A 17,455-nucleotide genomic window follows, 5' to 3' on the forward strand; every position below is an offset into this window, starting at 1 on the left:
TTATTCATAACTGGAGTGGGGCATTTCCACGCAGGTTCGGTTACGGCCGGCCTGTTTGGCGCGGTACATCGCATGATCGGCCCGAGACAGCAGGGTGTGCAAGGTTTCATCGACCTGCAAGGTGGTAAGGCCGATGCTGACTGTCAGCTGCAGTTCCTTGCCGTCGTAGGCATAACGCTGTTGCTCGACATGTTGACGAATTTTCTCGGCGATCATCAGACCTGTCTCACCGTCGGTGTCCTTGAGCAGCACGATGAACTCTTCACCACCCCAGCGGCAAACGATGTCGGAGTGCCGCAGGCAACTTTCCAGGTCTCGTGCAAAACCGATCAGCACCTGATCGCCGGCCAAGTGACCGTAGGTGTCGTTCAAGGCTTTGAAGTGATCCAGGTCCAGCAACAACGCGGTCAGCGGCTTGGGCTCGCGCTCGGCTTCGAGCATGGCTTGTGCCGCCAGCAGGTCGAAGCCCCGGCGGTTCGGCAGTTCGGTCAGGCTATCAAGCGTCGCTTGCGCCTGGATCTTGCCCTGGTAACGCTTGATCACCCGGTTGAGCAGAACCAGCACGATCAGCGTGACGAACAGGCAAATCAGCAGATTGAGGTACAGCGACTGGCGGATTTCACTGAGAGCGCCGTCTTCGCGCTTGTCGACAAACAGGTACCAGTTCAGCTCCGGAATGAAACGCACGTTGAGGAAATGTCCCTGGCCATGGACGGAATATTCGTAGCTGCCGCTGTGGGGTTTTGGCAGCTGGCTGACCAGGCCTTTCATGCTGTCGAGTTCGCCGAGTTTCTGGCCGATGTGTGCGCCTTGCGGGCCGCCCTCGGCGCCGGTGAGCACCAGGCGGCCGAAGTTGTCGACGAAATACACGCTGCGCTGGTAGCGCTGCTGATATTTGTCGATCAGCTTGATCACCGCATCGACTGTCAGACCCACGCCCGCGGCGCCGATGAAGCGGTTGTTGTAGTCGTAGACCTTGTAGTTGATGAAGAAGGTCAGGTTGTCCTTGTTGGCCAGGTCCGGGTCGACGTTGATCTCGTAGGGATCGGCCATGTCGCGGACGCGGAAATACCAGGCATCGCGGGGTTCAGTGGACTTGACCTGTTTGAGCACGCCCTTGGCGTGGTAGTAAGTGAGGCTGGTGTTGGAGACGAAAAATGCCGTGTAGGCGCCGTAGTGGGTCATGACCTCGTTGAGGTAACGGGTCATTTTCTCGGGATCTTGCTCGCCGTTTACCACCCAGTCACGCATGAACGTGTCGCGGGACATCATCGAGGAAATCAGGATCGGTCTGACAAGGTCTTTCTGGATTTCCGAGTAGACCGTGTCCGATGTCAGCGGCAGTTCGGTGTTGACGATGCTGTCGCGGATGGACGCTCGCGAGGCGTAGTAACTGAGGAACGAAGTCGCCAGAAAGCCTGCGCCCAGCAACGCGATGAGCGTGAGGACCAACGAACGTTGCGAATACAGCGGCGAGTGAAGCGGCATGACGATTCCGTTGGCAGTGACCCGATGGCAGGCATTCTAATGGCACTGCTGGGAAATGACTCCTGCATTTGCAGGGTGAATCGGTAAGGATCAGGGGCTGTGGCGCATGGACCGACGCCTTTTCGGGCACGCCCGCTCCCACAGGGATAACGCGGCCCTTGTGGGAGCGGGCTTGCCCGCGAATCGAGAAATCACTGCAGATCTGTCAGATACGCACGCCATCCCCCGAAATGGCTGATATTGACCGCACCCTCCAACCCATACCCCTCACAAATAAACCCACTTTCCCAACGCCCATCCGCCAGTTGCACCTTGCCCAACCCCAGCGGCGCCGGAATGCCGGTCAGAAACGAGCCCAGCTCACTGCTCGGCAACTCCCACACCTCCACCGCAATCGCCACGCCGCCATCCTTCACCCGCACCATCCCCGGACGAAACGGCGGGCCACCGGCCAACGCATACAGCTGATAGTCCGGCGAGCTAAACGTCGTCTCGACCAACCGAGCCCCGCGTCGCTTCAATTGCCAGTTCAACGCCAACCCATCCAGATGCGCGCCACAGACCACCAGCCGTGCGCGGTCATTGCGGGCGACGGTTGTCGATGCAGCAACCGTCGGACAATGTTGAAACGCATCCGCCACCCCCAACAAAAACTGATCGGTAAACGCCCGACCAAACACCGTCACGCCCCACGGCAAACCATTGCCCATAAATCCGCTGGGCACGGCGACGGCCGCGTAATCGAGCAGGTTCATGAAGTTGGTGTAGTAACCCAGTTCTGAATTGCGCAACACCGGTTCGGCGACCAGTTCCGCCAGAGTAACGGGGCGACCAAGGGTGGGCGTAACGACACAATCAAGGTTTTCCAGTGCCTGGTCGCACAGCGCTTTCAGGGCTTGCAGCCGATACTGGGCACGGAACGTCTGCACGCCCGTCACCGCCGGCGCCTTGGCCAGCACCGTGCGAATCACCGGCAACACGGCTTCGGGATTCTGCTCCATCAACTCGCCGGCCACGCTGTAGCGTTCCGCCACCCACGGGCCTTCATAGAGCAACCGCGCCGCTTCGAGGAACGGCGTCAGATCCAGTTCCACCGCTTCACCCCCCAAGGCCTTGAGTCGATCGATGGCATCACCGAACAACAAAGGCCCTTCAGGGCAGCCGAAGAATTCCAGATCCTGCGCACGCGGCACACCGAAACGGAACGGCCGCGGCGTGCCGAACGCCGAGCCATCATTCCACAGCGGGTTGCGGCGGCTGTATTCATCTCGCGGATCGAGGTGTGCGGTGAGCGCCAGCAATTGACTGGCTTCCCGAGCCGTCGCGGTAAACGTTGTCACGCAATCCAATGTGCGACAGGCCGGCACCACACCCGCCGTGGAGATCAATCCTTTGGTGGCTTTCAACCCAACCAGATTGTTCAGCGCCGCGGGTACACGTCCCGATCCCGCCGTATCCGTACCCAACGAAAAACTCGCCACACCCAGCGCCACCGCCAGCGAAGATCCGGCACTGGACCCGCCCGACGGATACTCCGGCAATACGCTGTTCGGGCACGCGCCATACGGCGAGCGGCTGCCATTCAACCCGGTAGCGAACTGATCAAGATTGGTCTTGCCCAAAGGGATCGCGCCCAGCGCCAGCAACTGCTCGACGATGGTCGCCGACCGCTGCGGCACATAAGCAAACGCTGGACACGCCGCCGTGGTGGGAATGCCCGCCAGGTCGATATTGTCCTTGATCGCGAACGGCACGCCGTACAGCGGCAGGCTGTCGAGGTCGCGACCGTCGAGCGCGGCGAGGTACGGCTCCAGTTCTTCAACACTGAGCAAGTGGATGAACAGGTGATAGTCCGGGTTCAGCGCCGCGGCTTTGTCACGCAGGCCCAGCAGCAATTGACGGGGCGTGATGTTGCCGAGGCGATAGGCGCTGCGCAGGGCGTCGAGTTGCAGATTGATGTTCATCGGGTTAATCCTTTTTCAAATGGGTTCAGTCGAGTTCCAGCACCACGACGCGCTGTCCGGCACGCACCGCCGAACCCGGTTGCACGCGAATCTCGCGCACCACGCCGGCCATGGGTGCGAGCAGCGGAATTTCCATCTTCATCGACTCCAGAATCACCAGCACGTCACCGGCGGCGACGCGGCTGCCGGTCTCGACCTGCACCTGCCAGAGGTTGCCGGCGATGTGGCTGTCGACACTCATTTCACCGCTGGCGAGCGGTGCGTCTTCGGTCACTTCCGGATCCGGTTCTTCGCTGTCGAAATGCGCCTGGCCGCTGGCGATCCAGCGCTCACGTTCAGCGTTGAACGCGCCTTGCTGCTGATCGCGAAACGCGGCGATGGTCTCGGCTTCTTTTGTCAGAAAGGCCTGGTAATCCGCGAGGTTCAGTTGACTGTGCTCGATGTTCAGATCGAAACGCCCGAGCGGGAAATCGCGGCGGATGCGCAACAGTTCATCGGCGCTCACGGGGTAGAAACGGATCTGGTCGAAAAAGCGCAGCAGCCACGGTTTGCCGTCGAACGCGGCGACTTCGCGGTAGCGGTTCCACATCTGCAACGTGCGTCCGACAAACTGATAACCGCCGGGACCTTCCATGCCGTACACGCACATATAGGCGCCACCGATGCCCACCGAGTTTTCCGCGGTCCAGGTGCGGGCCGGGTTGTACTTGGTGGTGACCAGGCGATGGCGCGGATCGAGCGGGGTGGCGACCGGTGCGCCGAGGTAAACGTCACCGAGGCCCATTACCAGATAACTGGCGTCGAACACCGTGCGCTGCACTTCGTCGAGGTTCGGCAGGTCGTTGATGCGGCGGATGAACTCCAGATTGCTCGGGCACCACGGTGCGTCCTTGCGCACAGTGGTCATGTATTTTTCGATCGCCAACTGACAGGCCGGATCGTCCCAGGACAGCGGCAAATGCACGATGCGCGACGGCACTTGCAGGTCTTTGGCGGCGCACACGGCGTCCCATTCGCCGGCGATGATGCCGAGCAGATCGGCCAAGGGAAGTTGCTCGGGTTGGTAGTGCACTTGCAGCGAGCGGATGCCCGGAGTGAGGTCGATCACACCGTGGAGGTGTTTGCTTTCCAGGGCTTGCATCAGGGCGTGGGCGCGAAAGCGCAGGACGAGGTCAAGTTCAGGTGCGCCGATCTCAAGGAGAAGGTGCGTATCCCCCGACAACCTCGCAACCAGCCGCGTATCTCCCTGACCCAAATCTAACACCACAGGCGACACCAGACCCTGTGGGAGCTGGCCTGCCAGCGATGAAGCTGATGCGGTGTCTGCTCGGTCCCCATCGCTGGCAGGCCAGCTCCCACAAGGGGTATTCCATTTCAAGGCGAGATTTCGGGCGGTTTTGATGTCGACCGGTGAGAACTGGACTTTGTCCCCAGCCTTCAGCTGCCCAAGCTGCCAAAGATCCGCCTCAATCACCGTCACCGGGCAGACAAACCCGCCCAGACTTGGGCCATCCGGCCCCAGGATCACTGGCATATCCCCGGTGAAATCCACCGCGCCAATGGCATATGGATTGTCATGAATATTCGACGGATGCAGCCCTGCCTCACCCCCATCGGCCCGCACCCATTCCGGCTTCGGCCCGATCAATCGCACGCCGGTACGGCTGGAGTTGAAGTGCACTTCCCACTGGGTCGCGAAGAAAGTGCCGATGTAATTCTCGGTGAAGTATTCCGGCGCGCCATGCGGCCCGTAGATCACCCGGATCTGCCGCACAGCAGACAACTCGGTGACGCGGTCCAGTTGCTGACCGACGCTGCGGTCGATCAATGCAGGCACATGCAACACATCACCCGCCCGCAACGCACGACCGCCATGCCCACCAAACTGACCCAGCGTGAACGTGCTTTTGCTGCCCAGGTAATCCGGCACTTGCAAGCCGCCGCGCAGGCTCAGATAGCTGCGAGCACCGGCCCCGGCAATCGTGCCGAGGCATAATGTGGCGCCGGCCGGAATCAGCAGCGCCGTGTTCATCGCGACGGTTTCACCGTTCAATGCCAGTGGAATGACCGCCCCGGTGACCGCGACCACCGCATCGCAATTGAAGCGCAGCAACGGTCCGCTCATGGTGATTTCCAGCGCCGCCGCGCCTTCGTCATTCCCCAGCAAAAGATTGGCCAGACGCAAAGCGCGACTGTCCATCGGCCCCGACGGCGGCACGCCCACCGCCCAGTAACCGAGACGGCCGGGATAGTCCTGAACGCTGGTCTGAGTACCGGCGCTGAGCACTTCAAAGGTGTTGGCCTGATACACCAGACCTTCCAGGCAACGGGTCCACGGCTGACCGCTGGCGAACGGCGCATCGAGCAGAATTTGCCGCAGGTAATCGCGATTGGTTTCCACGCCGTAGAGCAGACTGTCGCCCAACGCCTGATGCAGATCGGCAGCGGCCTCTTCACGGGTCGGCGCCCAGCAGATGACCTTGGCGATCATCGGATCGAAGTATGGCGGAATCTCGCAACCGGCCTCGACCCAGCTGTCGATGCGCAGGTGTTTGCCATCGGCGGCAGGGAAGTTCACGGCGGTCAGCAAGCCTGGGCTCGGCTGGAAATCACGACCCGGGTCTTCGGCATACAGCCGTGCCTGAATCGCATGGCCGTCGGCTTTCAAGCCTCGGCTCAAGTCGCTCAATGGCGGCAAATCACCGGCTGCCAGTTCCACCATCCAGCGCACCAGGTCGACGCCCCACACTTGCTCGGTGACGCCGTGTTCCACCTGCAAACGGGTGTTCACTTCCAGGAAGTAGAACCGTTGGTCTTCGCTGTCGAAGACAAATTCCACAGTGCCGGCGCTGCGGTATTTCACCGCTTTCGCCAGTTTGATCGCCGCCGCGCAGAGCTCTTCGGCCATGCCGTTGGGCAGGTTCGGCGCGGGTGTTTCTTCGAGGACTTTCTGATTGCGCCGCTGTACGGAGCAGTCGCGCACGCCGAGGGCAATCACCTCGCCGCGGCCGTCGCCGAACACCTGAACTTCCAGGTGGCGGGCGCGCTGGATGTATTTCTCGATGAACACACCGGCGTCGCTGAAGTTGTTCTGGCCGAGGCGTTTCACCGCTTCGAAGGATTCGCTCAATTCCGCCGCACTGCGGCATACGCGCATGCCGATGCCGCCACCGCCAGCGGTACTTTTGAGCATCACCGGGTAGCCGACCTGATCGCCCGCAATCAGCGCCGCGTCGAGGCTGTCGAGCAGTTCGGTGCCTTCGAGCATCGGCACGCCATGTTGCTTGGCCAGGGCGCGCGCGGTGTGCTTGAGGCCGAACACGCGCAGTTGCTCTGGCGTGGGGCCGATGAAGGCGATGTCGGCGGCTTCGCAGGCCTCGGCGAACGCGGCGTTTTCCGAAAGGAAGCCGTAGCCGGGATGGATCGCCGTGGCGCCGGTGGCTTTGGCGATGGCGAGGATTTTCTCGACCGCCAGGTAGGTGCCAGCGGCCGCGCCTTCACCGAGGCTGTGGGCTTCATCGGCTTGCAGGATGTGCAGGCTCGCGGCATCCGCTTCGGAGTAAACGGCAACGCCCTTGACCTGCACTTCACGCAGAGTGCGCAGGATGCGGCAGGCGATGGCGCCACGGTTGGCAATCAGGACTTTTTCGAACATGGCATAGACCCCGGAGGGGATGCGGGCCGTCCCGCAGTTTTTCGATGAGCGCCGGGGTCGTCCCCGACGGCAAAATCACCAGACTTGAAAACACCGCTGAACCCCTGTGGGAGCGAGCCTGCTCGCGATAGGGCCAGCACATTCGACATTGATGTCGACTGACACACCGCTATCGCGAGCAGGCTCGCTCCCACATTTGGATTGGGGTGTTTTTACTTTTTGAGGCACTGCCCGGAACGGGCCTGGCACAGGGCAAACAACCATCGCCGCAACCGCGCTAATTTCAGTTCCATACCAGAAGCTCCGCAGGGGTCGGGTTGTAGGCATTGCACGGGTTGTTCAGTTGCGGGCAGTTGGAGATCAGCACGATCACGTCCATCTCCGCCCGCAGGTCGACGTACTTTCCAGGTGCCGAAATGCCGTCTTCAAAGGTCAGCCCGCCATCGGCGGTGACCGGCACGTTCATGAAGAAGTTGATGTTCGGCCCGATGTCACCCTTGCCCAGTCGCCCGTCGTGGACGCACGCCCGCAGGTAGTTGTCGCGGCAGCTGTGCATGTAGCGTTTCTCCAACGCGTAACGCACGGTGTTGCTCTCTTGCGCGCAGGCGCCGCCGAGGGTGTCGTGACGCCCGCAAGTGTCGGCGACGATGGTCAGCATCGGTTTGCCGAGGTTGGAATACAGCACGCTGCCGGTGCTCAGGTAGACGCTGTTCTGCCGGCGCAACGTACGCTGTACGTCGTAACGCTCCTTGGGATTGGCGACGCTGTAGAACAAGGTATCGACGGCCTGATTGCCTTCCAGGTCGAGGATGCGCAACGTCTGGCCAGCCTTGACCTCCATCAGCCACGGCTCGCCGGCGGGAATGGTGGCGCGGTAGACCGCGGTTTCAGGCGATGGGTGTGCGGTAGCGATTGCAAGTGACATGGCAGCGATCCTCAGGCGAACAGGCGGTCGGTGTTGATGAAGCCGCGCTCGTTTTCCGGGCGCGAGGTGCGGCAGTGTTCGGCGACGCTGGCGTCGGCGTTCATCCAGCTCAACTTCAAGGGCTTGGGGGCGTATTCAGGTGATGGGTCCATCGGGTGTTGCAACGCAGTGAGGACCACCAGCGTGTCCATCGGCGCGTACAACTCGATGTAGTCGCCAGCCTTGGAGTTACCTTCGACGAAATGGAAACGCCCGGCCTCATCGACGTTCACGCGGCTGAACAGGTTGAGCGTCATCAGCAAATCGGACAGGCCCAAACCCCACTTGCCCAGCTCCACCAACAGGTTGTCGGTGCCGTTGCGGAAGAAGCCGTTGCGCAGTTCCTGATAGCGGCCCGCGCCGTATTTTTCCGCGACTTCTTCAGCGCAGAGCACGCCGCCGAGGCTGTCGCTCCAACCGCAGGTGTCGGCGGTGATTGCCGCCAGCACGCGGCCCATGTCCGAGTACAGGCAGTGGCCAGTGGTGAGCTTGGCGGTGTGTTGGCATTTGAGGCTGTCGGGGAGGTTCAGGCGCTCGGTTTTTTCATTGGCATTGAGCAAAGTCAGGCTGACGTTGGCGCCGCCGCGCAGGTCGGTCAGACGCAGCAATTGGCCGCGTTTCAAGACGAACGAACGATGGCCGCCGCCGGGGAGCATTTCTTCGGCGAAGGGCGGGAACAGTTGAGTCGAATCAGTCATTTCAAAATTCCTCTAAGCGATACGAAGCGTGCCCGCCAGTTCAGCCGGCAAGGCGTCGACGGCGGCGCGATTGACGCGGCGGTCGCTGTTCAAAGGGATGTCGTAGGTGATGCGCGCGCCATAGGCGCCGGGGGCGTGCGGGTCGACGCGGACCTTGTCGAACACCAGCAAACGGGTGCCGAGGCTGAAACCTTCGGACAGGTCATGGGTGACCATGAACACCGTCAGTTGCGTCTCGCGCCACAGCTCCAGCAGCAAGGCGTGCATGTCTTTGCGGATGCCCGGATCGAGCGCGCCGAACGGTTCATCGAGCAGCAACACCCGGGGTTTCATGATCAGCGCCTGGGCGATGGCCAGCCGTTGTTGCATGCCGCCGGAGAGCTGCGCCGGGTACTTGTCCAGCGAGTGGCCGAGGCCGACTTTGTGCAATAACACCGAGGCTTGTTCGCGGGCGTCTTTTTTAGCGCTGCCGAACAAGCGCCCGAGCAGCGGCGAACGCGGCAGTTCGAGGCCTAGGGCGACGTTGTCCAGCACGGTCAGGTGCGGGAACACCGAGTAACGCTGGAACACCACGCCACGGCTCGAATCAGGCTCACCGGCCAAGGCTTGGCCATCCAGCAGAATTTCGCCGCGACTGGCGCGTTCCTGACCGAGCAGCAGCCGCAGGAAGGTCGATTTGCCACAACCCGAGGCGCCGACCAGGGTGCAGAATTCTCCCTCGTTGACGTTCAGGTTCAACCCTTCCAGTACCACTTGATCGGCGTATTGCTGCCAGACGTTTTTTACCGTGATGAAGCTCATGCGCGGGCTCCTTCATACCAGGGGAACGCACGCTGAGTCAGGCGCTTCAGGCCCCAATCCATCAGCCAGGCGAGGAGGGTGATCCACACCACGTACGGCAGAATCACGTCCATCGCCAGGTAACGGCGCACCAGAAAAATCCGGTAGCCGAGGCCGTCGGTGGAGGCGATGGCTTCGGCAGCGATCAGGAACAACCACGCCGAACCCAGCATCAACCGCAGCGAGATCAGCAGCCGTGGCAACAATTGCGGCAGCACCACGCGCAACATCAGCGTCCAGGTTGACGCGCCGAGGGTCTGGGCCTTGATCAGCAACTCGACCGGAATTTCCCGGGCACGCTGTTCCAGATCACGAGCGAGGCACGGGGTGATGCCGATCACGATCAGCATCACTTTCGACAATTCCCCCAGCCCGAAGACGATGAACAGAATCGGCAGGATTGCCAGTGGCGGCACCATCGACAACACCGTCAGCAACGGCGACAACGGCGCGCCGAACAGTGGCAACGTTCCGGCGGCGATGCCCAGGCACAGCCCGGCCAGCGCACTGATGCCGAGGCCGATGACCAGGCGGCGCAGGCTGGACGCGGTGTCTTGCCACAACAGGTATTCACCGGTGCGGGTGTCGGCGGTGAAGGCCAGGCGTTTCACCGCGTCGGTCATCTGCACGGCGCTCGGCAATAGCTTGTCATTGGGGTTGTCCGTCAGCCGCTCGGCCGAGCCCATGAAGTAGGCGAACAGCACCAGGGCGAACGGCAGGATCACCAACAGCAGGCGACTCGGACGATCCGGGTGGCGATTGATCAGGCGCATGGCCAGTCCTCCGGTTTACAGCTTGGCGTCAGCGGCCATCTGCACGTAGGTCGGGTCGAAGCGCAGCTTGAGGTTGGTCTTGTCGCCGCTGGTCACGCCATTGGCGAAGGCCATGCCCACCGCGCTGGTGTCCTTGGCGCCTTCACCGAGCAAGCCGTGCTGGAACGAAAACTCGGCGACTTTGCGCATGGTTTCCGGCAGCTGCTTGCTGGTGGAGAAGTCCAGGGCTTCCTTGGGTGTGGCGAACAATTTGGTGGTGTCGAGTTGCGACTGGAAACCGGCCAGGTCGGTGCCCGAAGCTTTGGCCATGTGTTCCAGCGCAGTTTTGCTGGCGGCGTTTTTCGCGTTCATCAACGCGACCACTTCGAACCAGGCGCCGGTCAGCGCTTTGCCCAGGGCCGGGTTGTCTTTGAGGGTGGCGCTGTTGACCACCATCATGTCCATGATTTCGCCGGGGATCTGGCTGGAGTTGAAGACTTCGGTCACCCCGGGCTTGGCCTTGATGTCCGAAAGCATCGGGTTCCAGGTGGTGACGGCGTTGACCTGATCGGTGTTAAAGGCGGCCGAGATATCGGCGTCAGAGGTGTTCACCACTTTGAGGTCTTTCTCGGTGAGATCGACTGAATCCAGCGCCCGCGCCAGCAGGTAGTGCGAGACGGACAGCTCGACCAGATTGACGTCCATGCCCTTGAGGTCGGTGACTTTCTTGCCGTCGCCCTTGAGCACGACGCCGTCGTTGCCGTTGGAGAAGTCGCTGACGATCAGCGCGGTGCTGTCGACGCCGCCGGCCGCCGGGATGGTCAGCGCGTCCATGTTGGTCATGGTGCAACCGTCGAACTGGCCGGCCGTGTACTGGTTGATGGATTCGACGTAATCGTTGAGCTGCACGACATCGATCTTGATGCCGTATTTCTTCGCCCATTTGTCGACGATGCCTTGGCTGCCGGCGTATTCCCACGGCATCCAACCGGCGTAGATGGTCCAGCAAACGCTGAAGTGGTCTTTTTGTGCAGCCTGGGACGAGACGCTCACGAGGGCCGCGAAAGCAGCGGCGAGGAGGGCGGGTAAACGAAGCTTGAGCATGGGTGGTTCTCCAGTTGATCAAGGGCGGGCAGGAGTCAACGCGGCACCGCGAACGGTGGCTTGTCTCCCGGGCTTTTGTCCCGCCGTGTAACCTCAACTGGAGGTCGCCAACTCTCGGACCAGCCACTCGCCTTAGCGAGCCGGAACCCTAGTCAGCCATTGCAAATTGTGGTGCCGCGAACCTGTGATGACTCCTGCACGGGTTTGCTAAAGCGAGAGCCGTGCCAAGTTGGCTTGAGGGCTCTAGCGTGGGGGGTTACGCGAGTAGTCCGTTGGGGCAGGGAGATCGGGCTGCCTTGTGATGGTGCGCGGGTGCACCGCAATGGATCGGGCTGGCCGCTGATCTGAAGGTCTGCGGTGCTCGGCACTCGGCATGGGAATGCCAGTCAAACGTGGTGTCAGCCGGCCTGTCCGGTTGTGGTCTTTCAGGAGGCCGCCATGTTTCGTCGACTGTTGTTCGGTGTCGTTCTCGGTCTGGGCTTGTCCGGCTGCTATTACTACGCCGGAGGCTACGATGTATATTCCGCGCCCTATTACTACCCCGGCTATTCCCCTTATTCCTACTATTACGGTCCCCGCTATTACTACGGCCCACGCTTTTACGGCGGCTATCGCTACTTCTATTGGGGCGGGCACGGATCACGTCATCACGGGGGTGGATATCGTCATGGCCACCATTAATCGGCGGGTGAATAGATGAAAAACCTTTCATCGGCGACATGTTTCAATCTGTTTCAAGAACGCACCAGATTTCGAAATCGATGTCTGATCTCTCGACAGTCACCGAATAATTGACTGTCGCCTGCCAGCGTCGCTGGTGTGGCTCACTCGCGGTCCAGGAGGCCGCCATGCTCTGTCGAAAACAGCTCCGCCGAATTCTTCTGATTGCAGTAGTGGGATTGTCTCTTGGTGCGTGCGTGCCCTATTCCGATGGAGGAGGCAGCTACTACAGTTCCGAGGTCTATACCTCGCCAGCGCCCGCCTATTATTCCGGTGGCGGCCCTTATTATTCAGGCGGCGGGGGTTATTACACGCCGCCACGCCGGTACTACGCGCCACCTGCGCGGTATTACCAGCCTACACCGCGCTATTACCACCAGCCGCGGGTTTATCAACCGGCACCGCGTTATTACCAGTCGCAACGGGGCGACTACCGGTCCCATGGTTGGGACGGTCGGAACCGCGGCGGTTGGAGTAACGATAACCGTGGTCATGGCGGACGCAACAACCACGGCGGGAGAGGCGACCATAACGGTCGGGGCGATCACGATGGCCGAGGCGGCCGTCGGTAATCCTCTACAAAAAAACGGCGCATGAAGCGCCGCTTTTTTTATGCCCTGATTTCAGTACTCCGACAGATCCGCCAGCGGATGCCGGCCTTCCCAGACCTTGTGGAAGTGCGCTTCCACCACCGCATCCGGCACTGTGTTGACGTCCTGCCAGTGCCAATGAGGTTTCTGATCCTTGTCGATCAACCGCGCCCGCACCCCCTCGCTGAACTCAGGATGACGGCAGCAGTTGAGGCTTATCGTGTATTCCATCTGAAAGACCTCTGCCAGCGACATGTGCCGGGCGCGGACGATCTGTTCCCACACCAGATGCGCAGTCAGGGGCGAGCCTTCGGTCAGGGTTTTCGCCGCTCGGCTGAACAGCAGATCCGTATGGTCACGCAGATGGCTGATGGCTTTCCAGGCGCAGCGCACATCGGCAACGTCCAGCAGTTCATCGATTTGCTGGCGTCGCGGCAGCCACTGCGCTTCGGGCATTTGCGCGACGGCTTCCTGCTGCAAGGCCTTGAGCAGACTGTTGAGCTGCATCGGCGTCTGTTCCTGCCAGTTCAATTGCAGCAAGCCTTCGATCAGCTCTTCTTGCTGTTCATCGAGCAGAAAACGGTCGGCCAGGTCCAGGTCGATCGCATCGCGACCGTTCATGTGCGCGCCGGTCAGTCCAAGAAACAACCCAAGCTTGCCGGGCAGCCGTGAGAGAAACCAACTGGCGCCGACATCGGGATAAAGACCGATACTGATCTCCGGCATCGCCAGACGGCTGCTCGGCGTGACAATTCGGATGCTCGCGCCTTGCAGCAGCCCCATGCCACCACCGAGCACATAACCATGGCCCCAGCAGATCAGCGGTTTGGGGAAGGTGTGCAGATTGAAGTCCAGGCGATATTCCGCCGCAAAGAAGTGCGCGGCCAAGGGTGGCACTTCCCCCGGGTGAGCGCGACAGGCCTCCACCAGGCTGCGCACTTCGCCGCCGGCGCAAAAGGCCTTGGCGCCATTGCCGCGCAACAAAACACAGACGATTTGCGGATCCTTGGCCCAGGCGTCCATCTGATCGCGCAGGGCGTTGATCATGGGCAGGGAAAGCGCGTTGAGCGACTTTTCGGCATCCAGGCTGGCGATGCCGATGCGCGCGCCGTCGATGCCGGTGAGTTCTTCGAAGTGCAGATTCATCGTGACCTCGATAGGGAATTTGAGCGTTCAGTATGATCGCTGTACAGGAAAGTGCCGGATCTGCGTCAGATCAATTGACAAGCGCGATGGGCTTTCCTAGGGTTCGCCCCATTGTTTTTGCCGGATGTAACCATGACTGCTGACGACCGTATCAAACTCGAACCGGGCTGGAAGGAGGCGCTACGTGCCGAATTCGACCAGCCCTACATGGCAGAGTTGCGTAATTTCCTGCAACAGGAGCGCGCGGCGGGCAAGGAGATCTATCCTCCTGGACCGATGATTTTCAACGCACTTAACTCCACGCCGCTGGACAAGGTCAAGGTCGTCATACTCGGCCAGGACCCGTATCACGGCCCGGGACAGGCTCATGGGTTGTGCTTCTCAGTGCAACCGGGTGTACCGGCGCCGCCGTCGCTAGTGAACATCTATAAAGAGTTGAAGCGCGACCTGAACATCGACATTCCCAATCATGGCTACCTGCAGAGTTGGGCGGATCAGGGCGTGTTGATGCTCAACACCACGATGACGGTGGAGCGGGCCAATGCCAATGCGCACAAGGACAAGGGTTGGCAGTTTTTCACGGATCGGATCATTGAAGTGGTCAGCCAGCAGCAACCGCATCTGGTGTTCATGCTGTGGGGCGCCCATGCACAGAGCAAACAGAAACTGATCGATGCGACCAAGCACCTGGTGCTGACGTCGGTGCATCCGTCACCGTTGTCCGCCTATCGCGGATTTCTGGGATGCGGGCATTTCAGCCGGACCAACAAGTTTCTTGAGCAGAATGGCGAGACGCCGATCGAGTGGCGGTTGCCGCCGGTTTGAAGTGAAAGTGGTGAAAAATTGTGGCGAGGGAGCTTGCTCCCGCTGGGCTGCGAAAAAGCCCCAAAGCAAGCAGCCTGATTTCTTCTTGCACACCGCATGCTCGGGTTTTACGACTGCTACGCAGCCGAGCGGGAGCATGCTCCCTCACCACAGGGGGTATGTCAGGGTTGTTCCGGCTCGCGATTCCAATACCTGAACAACGGCTCCGCCAGAAACAACACGAACAACAACCGCATCACCTGCATTGCCGTCACCAGCGGTACCGACAATTGCAGGGTCTCCGCCGTCAGGCTCATCTCCGCAATGCCGCCGGGCATCATGCCCAACGTCAGCGAACGCAAATCCAGATGCGTCAGCGCACTCAATCCCAGTGCCGCCGCCGTAGCGATCAACATGGTCAGCACCGTGCCGATCAAGGTCCGTCCCATAAAGGAAGGCGCCCGACGGAAAAACTGCCGATTGAAGTGACAGCCCAAGCCGCTGCCGATCAGCCATTGGCCGATCTGGCTGCCACCATTGGGCAAGCCGATGTGCAAATCCCAACCAATGCTCACCGCCGCACTCACCAGCAACGGCCCGAACAGCCACGGATTGGGTTGACGAAGACGTTCCCAGAGCCAGGCCGCCAGCGCACCTGCCGGGAATAGAAGGGCCAGCCACCACCCATTCACGGTACTTGGGTGCAAGACTGGTGCGCCGTAACCCAACAAGTACTTGAAGGCTGCTGGCACGCACAGCACCACCACCAGCACCCGCAAACTTTGCCCCGCCGCCACGCGACTGAGCACCGCGCCATTACGTGCGCCGAGGTTGACCATCTCCCCGGAGCCGCCGGGCATGCTGGAAAAGAACGCGGTGGCGCGATCCTCCCCGGTGCGCCGCATCAACCAGACCCCGACCACGGCGGACAGGCTGGTGATCAACGCACCGAAGAAGATCAAGCCGAAGTGACTCAACACCTGCTCCATCACCACCGGGGTGAAGTGCAGGCCGATACCGATGCCGACCACCCACTGGCCGCACTTGCGGCCTCCAGGGATTTCCGCCAATTGCCAGGGTGTCAGGCAGCGCACCAGGGTAATCGCCAGCAACGAGCCGACCATCCATGGCAGCGGCCAGCCGACAAGACTGGCGAGGTAACCGCCCAGCGCACCGACCAGCGGCGTACCCCACCAGGCGTTGAAGGGTGTCCGATCAGACATCTGCGATAACGCGCCGCGCAACCGAACGTTTGCGCCAAATCCGCAGCAGCGGCATCAGCAACATGATGGCTGTCAGCACCCAGCAACCGAAGGTGATCGGGCTCGACCAGAGGATTTCCAGCGCACCGTTGGAGATCGACAGCGCACGACGCAGGTTCTGCTCCATCAAGCCACCGAGGATGAAGCCCAGCAGCACGGGCGACAACGGGAAGTCTAGCTTGCGCAGGATGTAACCGAAGATGCCAATGCCGATCATCAGGAACAGGTCGAAGGTGGTGGCGTGCACCGCGTAGACGCCGATCCCGGTAATGATCGCGATCACCGGCACCAGCGCCCAGTTCGGCACGGCGAGGATGCGGGTGAAGATGCGGATCATCGGGATGTTGAGGATCACCAGCATGACGTTGGCGACGAACAGCGAGGCGATCAGGCCCCAGACGATGTCCGGTTGTTGCTGGAACAACAGCGGGCCGGGGGTGATGTTGTACAGCGACAGCGCGCCGATCATCACCGCTGTGGTCCCCGAACCTGGAACGCCGAGGGTCAGCATGGGCACCAGCGCGCCGCAGGCCGCACCGCCGATGGCGGTTTCCGGTGCAGCGAGGCCGCGCATGTCACCTTGGCCGAACGTGCCTTTGTCGCCGGCGATGCGTTTTTCGGTCATGTAGGCCACGGCGCTGGCGAGGGTGGCGCCGGCGCCCGGCAACACGCCCATGATGAAGCCCAACAAGCCGCAACGGATGTTCACCACGAACACCGCCGACGCTTCCTTGAAGTTGAACATCATCCGGCCGGTGGCTTTCACCGCTTCCTGGCCACGATGGGTTTTTTCCAGCAGCAAGAGAATTTCACTGATCGAGAACAGGCCCAACACCAGAACGACGAACTGAATGCCGTCAGTCAAATGGATATTATCTCCGGTAAAACGGTACACACCGCTGTTGGCGTCGATGCCAACGGTCGACAGAAAAAGACCGATCAGCGCGGCAATGAACGTCTTCACCGGACGATCGCCGGCCATGCCGCCAAGGCAGACAATCGCGAACACCATCAACACGAAATATTCTGCCGGACCGAAGGCAATCGCCCATTTCGCCAGCAATGGCGCGAACAGCACCATGCCGCAGGTGGCGATGAACGCACCGATGAACGAACTCCACGCCGATAACGACAGCGCCACACCGGCCAGGCCTTTGCGGGCCATCGGGTAGCCGTCGAGAGTCGTCATGACAGTGGAGGCTTCGCCCGGGATGTTCAGCAGGATCGAGCTGATCCGCCCGCCGTATTCGCAGCCCAGATATACCGCCGCCAACAGGATCAGGGCCGACTCCGGTGGCAGGCCCAGGGCGAACGCGATCGGGATCAACAACGCCACGCCATTGATCGGGCCCAGGCCGGGCAGCAGGCCGACAACGGTACCGATCAGGGTGCCGCAGAGCGCGGTCACCAGGTTATACGGGGTCAGCGCAACGCCGAAGCCCTGACCCAAATAGCCAAGAGTATCCAT

General features: G+C 61.1%; 14 protein-coding genes and 1 riboswitch. Of the genes, 3 read left to right on the top strand and 11 right to left on the bottom strand.

The window, feature by feature from the left end; all coding sequences use genetic code 11:
* From DJ564_RS07900 to DJ564_RS07940, 8 genes are all read right to left on the bottom strand, one after another.
* Positions 1 to 1,488, bottom strand: a complete 1,488-nt coding sequence (locus tag DJ564_RS07900; RefSeq protein ID WP_109628376.1) for a diguanylate cyclase — start codon at positions 1,486 to 1,488, stop codon at positions 1 to 3.
* A gap of 191 nt (positions 1,489 to 1,679) precedes the next feature.
* Entirely contained in the window at positions 1,680 to 3,452 is a 1,773-nt protein-coding gene (atzF, locus tag DJ564_RS07905; RefSeq protein ID WP_109628377.1) for an allophanate hydrolase, read from the bottom strand.
* 25 nt (positions 3,453 to 3,477) lie between these two features.
* Positions 3,478 to 7,107 carry an urea carboxylase gene (gene uca / locus DJ564_RS07910; RefSeq protein ID WP_109628378.1) on the bottom strand — a complete coding sequence of 1,210 codons (3,630 nt, stop codon included), beginning with the start codon at positions 7,105 to 7,107 and terminating at the stop codon, positions 3,478 to 3,480.
* 283 nt (positions 7,108 to 7,390) lie between these two features.
* The gene (locus DJ564_RS07920; protein WP_109628380.1) at positions 7,391 to 8,032 is read right to left on the bottom strand and encodes an urea amidolyase associated protein UAAP2; all 642 of its coding nucleotides are present in this window, start codon (positions 8,030 to 8,032) and stop codon (positions 7,391 to 7,393) included.
* A gap of 11 nt (positions 8,033 to 8,043) precedes the next feature.
* Complete coding sequence (locus DJ564_RS07925; protein WP_008036212.1) at positions 8,044 to 8,769, bottom strand: urea amidolyase associated protein UAAP1; 726 nt, start codon at positions 8,767 to 8,769, stop codon at positions 8,044 to 8,046.
* A gap of 12 nt (positions 8,770 to 8,781) precedes the next feature.
* Positions 8,782 to 9,570, bottom strand: a complete 789-nt coding sequence (locus DJ564_RS07930) for an ABC transporter ATP-binding protein (protein WP_109628381.1) — start codon at positions 9,568 to 9,570, stop codon at positions 8,782 to 8,784.
* The gene (locus tag DJ564_RS07935; RefSeq protein WP_109628382.1) at positions 9,567 to 10,382 is read right to left on the bottom strand and encodes an ABC transporter permease; all 816 of its coding nucleotides are present in this window, start codon (positions 10,380 to 10,382) and stop codon (positions 9,567 to 9,569) included. Before DJ564_RS07935 ends, DJ564_RS07930 begins: the two co-directional genes overlap by 4 nt.
* A gap of 15 nt (positions 10,383 to 10,397) precedes the next feature.
* Positions 10,398 to 11,465, bottom strand: coding sequence for a putative urea ABC transporter substrate-binding protein (locus DJ564_RS07940; RefSeq protein WP_109628383.1), 1,068 nt, complete (start codon positions 11,463 to 11,465; stop codon positions 10,398 to 10,400).
* 62 nt (positions 11,466 to 11,527) lie between these two features.
* Positions 11,528 to 11,628: riboswitch (guanidine-I (ykkC/yxkD leader) on the bottom strand.
* 275 nt (positions 11,629 to 11,903) lie between these two features.
* Between DJ564_RS07940 and DJ564_RS07950 the strand changes: the two genes are divergently transcribed.
* Together DJ564_RS07950 and DJ564_RS07955 are read left to right on the top strand one after the other, a co-directional pair.
* The gene (locus DJ564_RS07950) at positions 11,904 to 12,146 is read left to right on the top strand and encodes a hypothetical protein (RefSeq protein WP_109628384.1); all 243 of its coding nucleotides are present in this window, start codon (positions 11,904 to 11,906) and stop codon (positions 12,144 to 12,146) included.
* Positions 12,147 to 12,313: 167 nt separating this feature from the next.
* Positions 12,314 to 12,757 (top strand): hypothetical protein, encoded by a 444-nt coding sequence (locus tag DJ564_RS07955; RefSeq protein WP_109628385.1) that lies wholly within the window; start codon positions 12,314 to 12,316, stop codon positions 12,755 to 12,757.
* A gap of 51 nt (positions 12,758 to 12,808) precedes the next feature.
* Here DJ564_RS07955 and DJ564_RS07960 read toward each other — a convergent pair whose 3' ends face one another.
* Positions 12,809 to 13,921: an enoyl-CoA hydratase/isomerase family protein gene (locus DJ564_RS07960; protein WP_109628386.1), complete on the bottom strand. Its 1,113-nt coding sequence runs from the start codon at positions 13,919 to 13,921 to the stop codon at positions 12,809 to 12,811.
* A 132-nt stretch (positions 13,922 to 14,053) separates the two neighbouring features.
* Between DJ564_RS07960 and ung the strand changes: the two genes are divergently transcribed.
* Complete coding sequence (gene ung / locus DJ564_RS07965; protein WP_010462292.1) at positions 14,054 to 14,746, top strand: uracil-DNA glycosylase; 693 nt, start codon at positions 14,054 to 14,056, stop codon at positions 14,744 to 14,746.
* 161 nt (positions 14,747 to 14,907) lie between these two features.
* Here ung and DJ564_RS07970 read toward each other — a convergent pair whose 3' ends face one another.
* Both DJ564_RS07970 and DJ564_RS07975 read right to left on the bottom strand, forming a co-directional pair.
* On the bottom strand, positions 14,908 to 15,948 hold the full coding sequence (locus DJ564_RS07970) for an AbrB family transcriptional regulator (protein ID WP_109628387.1): 1,041 nt from the start codon (positions 15,946 to 15,948) through the stop codon (positions 14,908 to 14,910).
* Positions 15,941 to 17,455, bottom strand: coding sequence for a tripartite tricarboxylate transporter permease (locus DJ564_RS07975; RefSeq protein ID WP_109628388.1), 1,515 nt, complete (start codon positions 17,453 to 17,455; stop codon positions 15,941 to 15,943). The genes DJ564_RS07970 and DJ564_RS07975 overlap by 8 nt, the downstream gene beginning before the upstream one ends.

Origin of the sequence: Pseudomonas sp. 31-12 (assembly GCF_003151075.1) — a bacterium.
In the GTDB taxonomy this organism is placed as follows: domain Bacteria; phylum Pseudomonadota; class Gammaproteobacteria; order Pseudomonadales; family Pseudomonadaceae; genus Aquipseudomonas.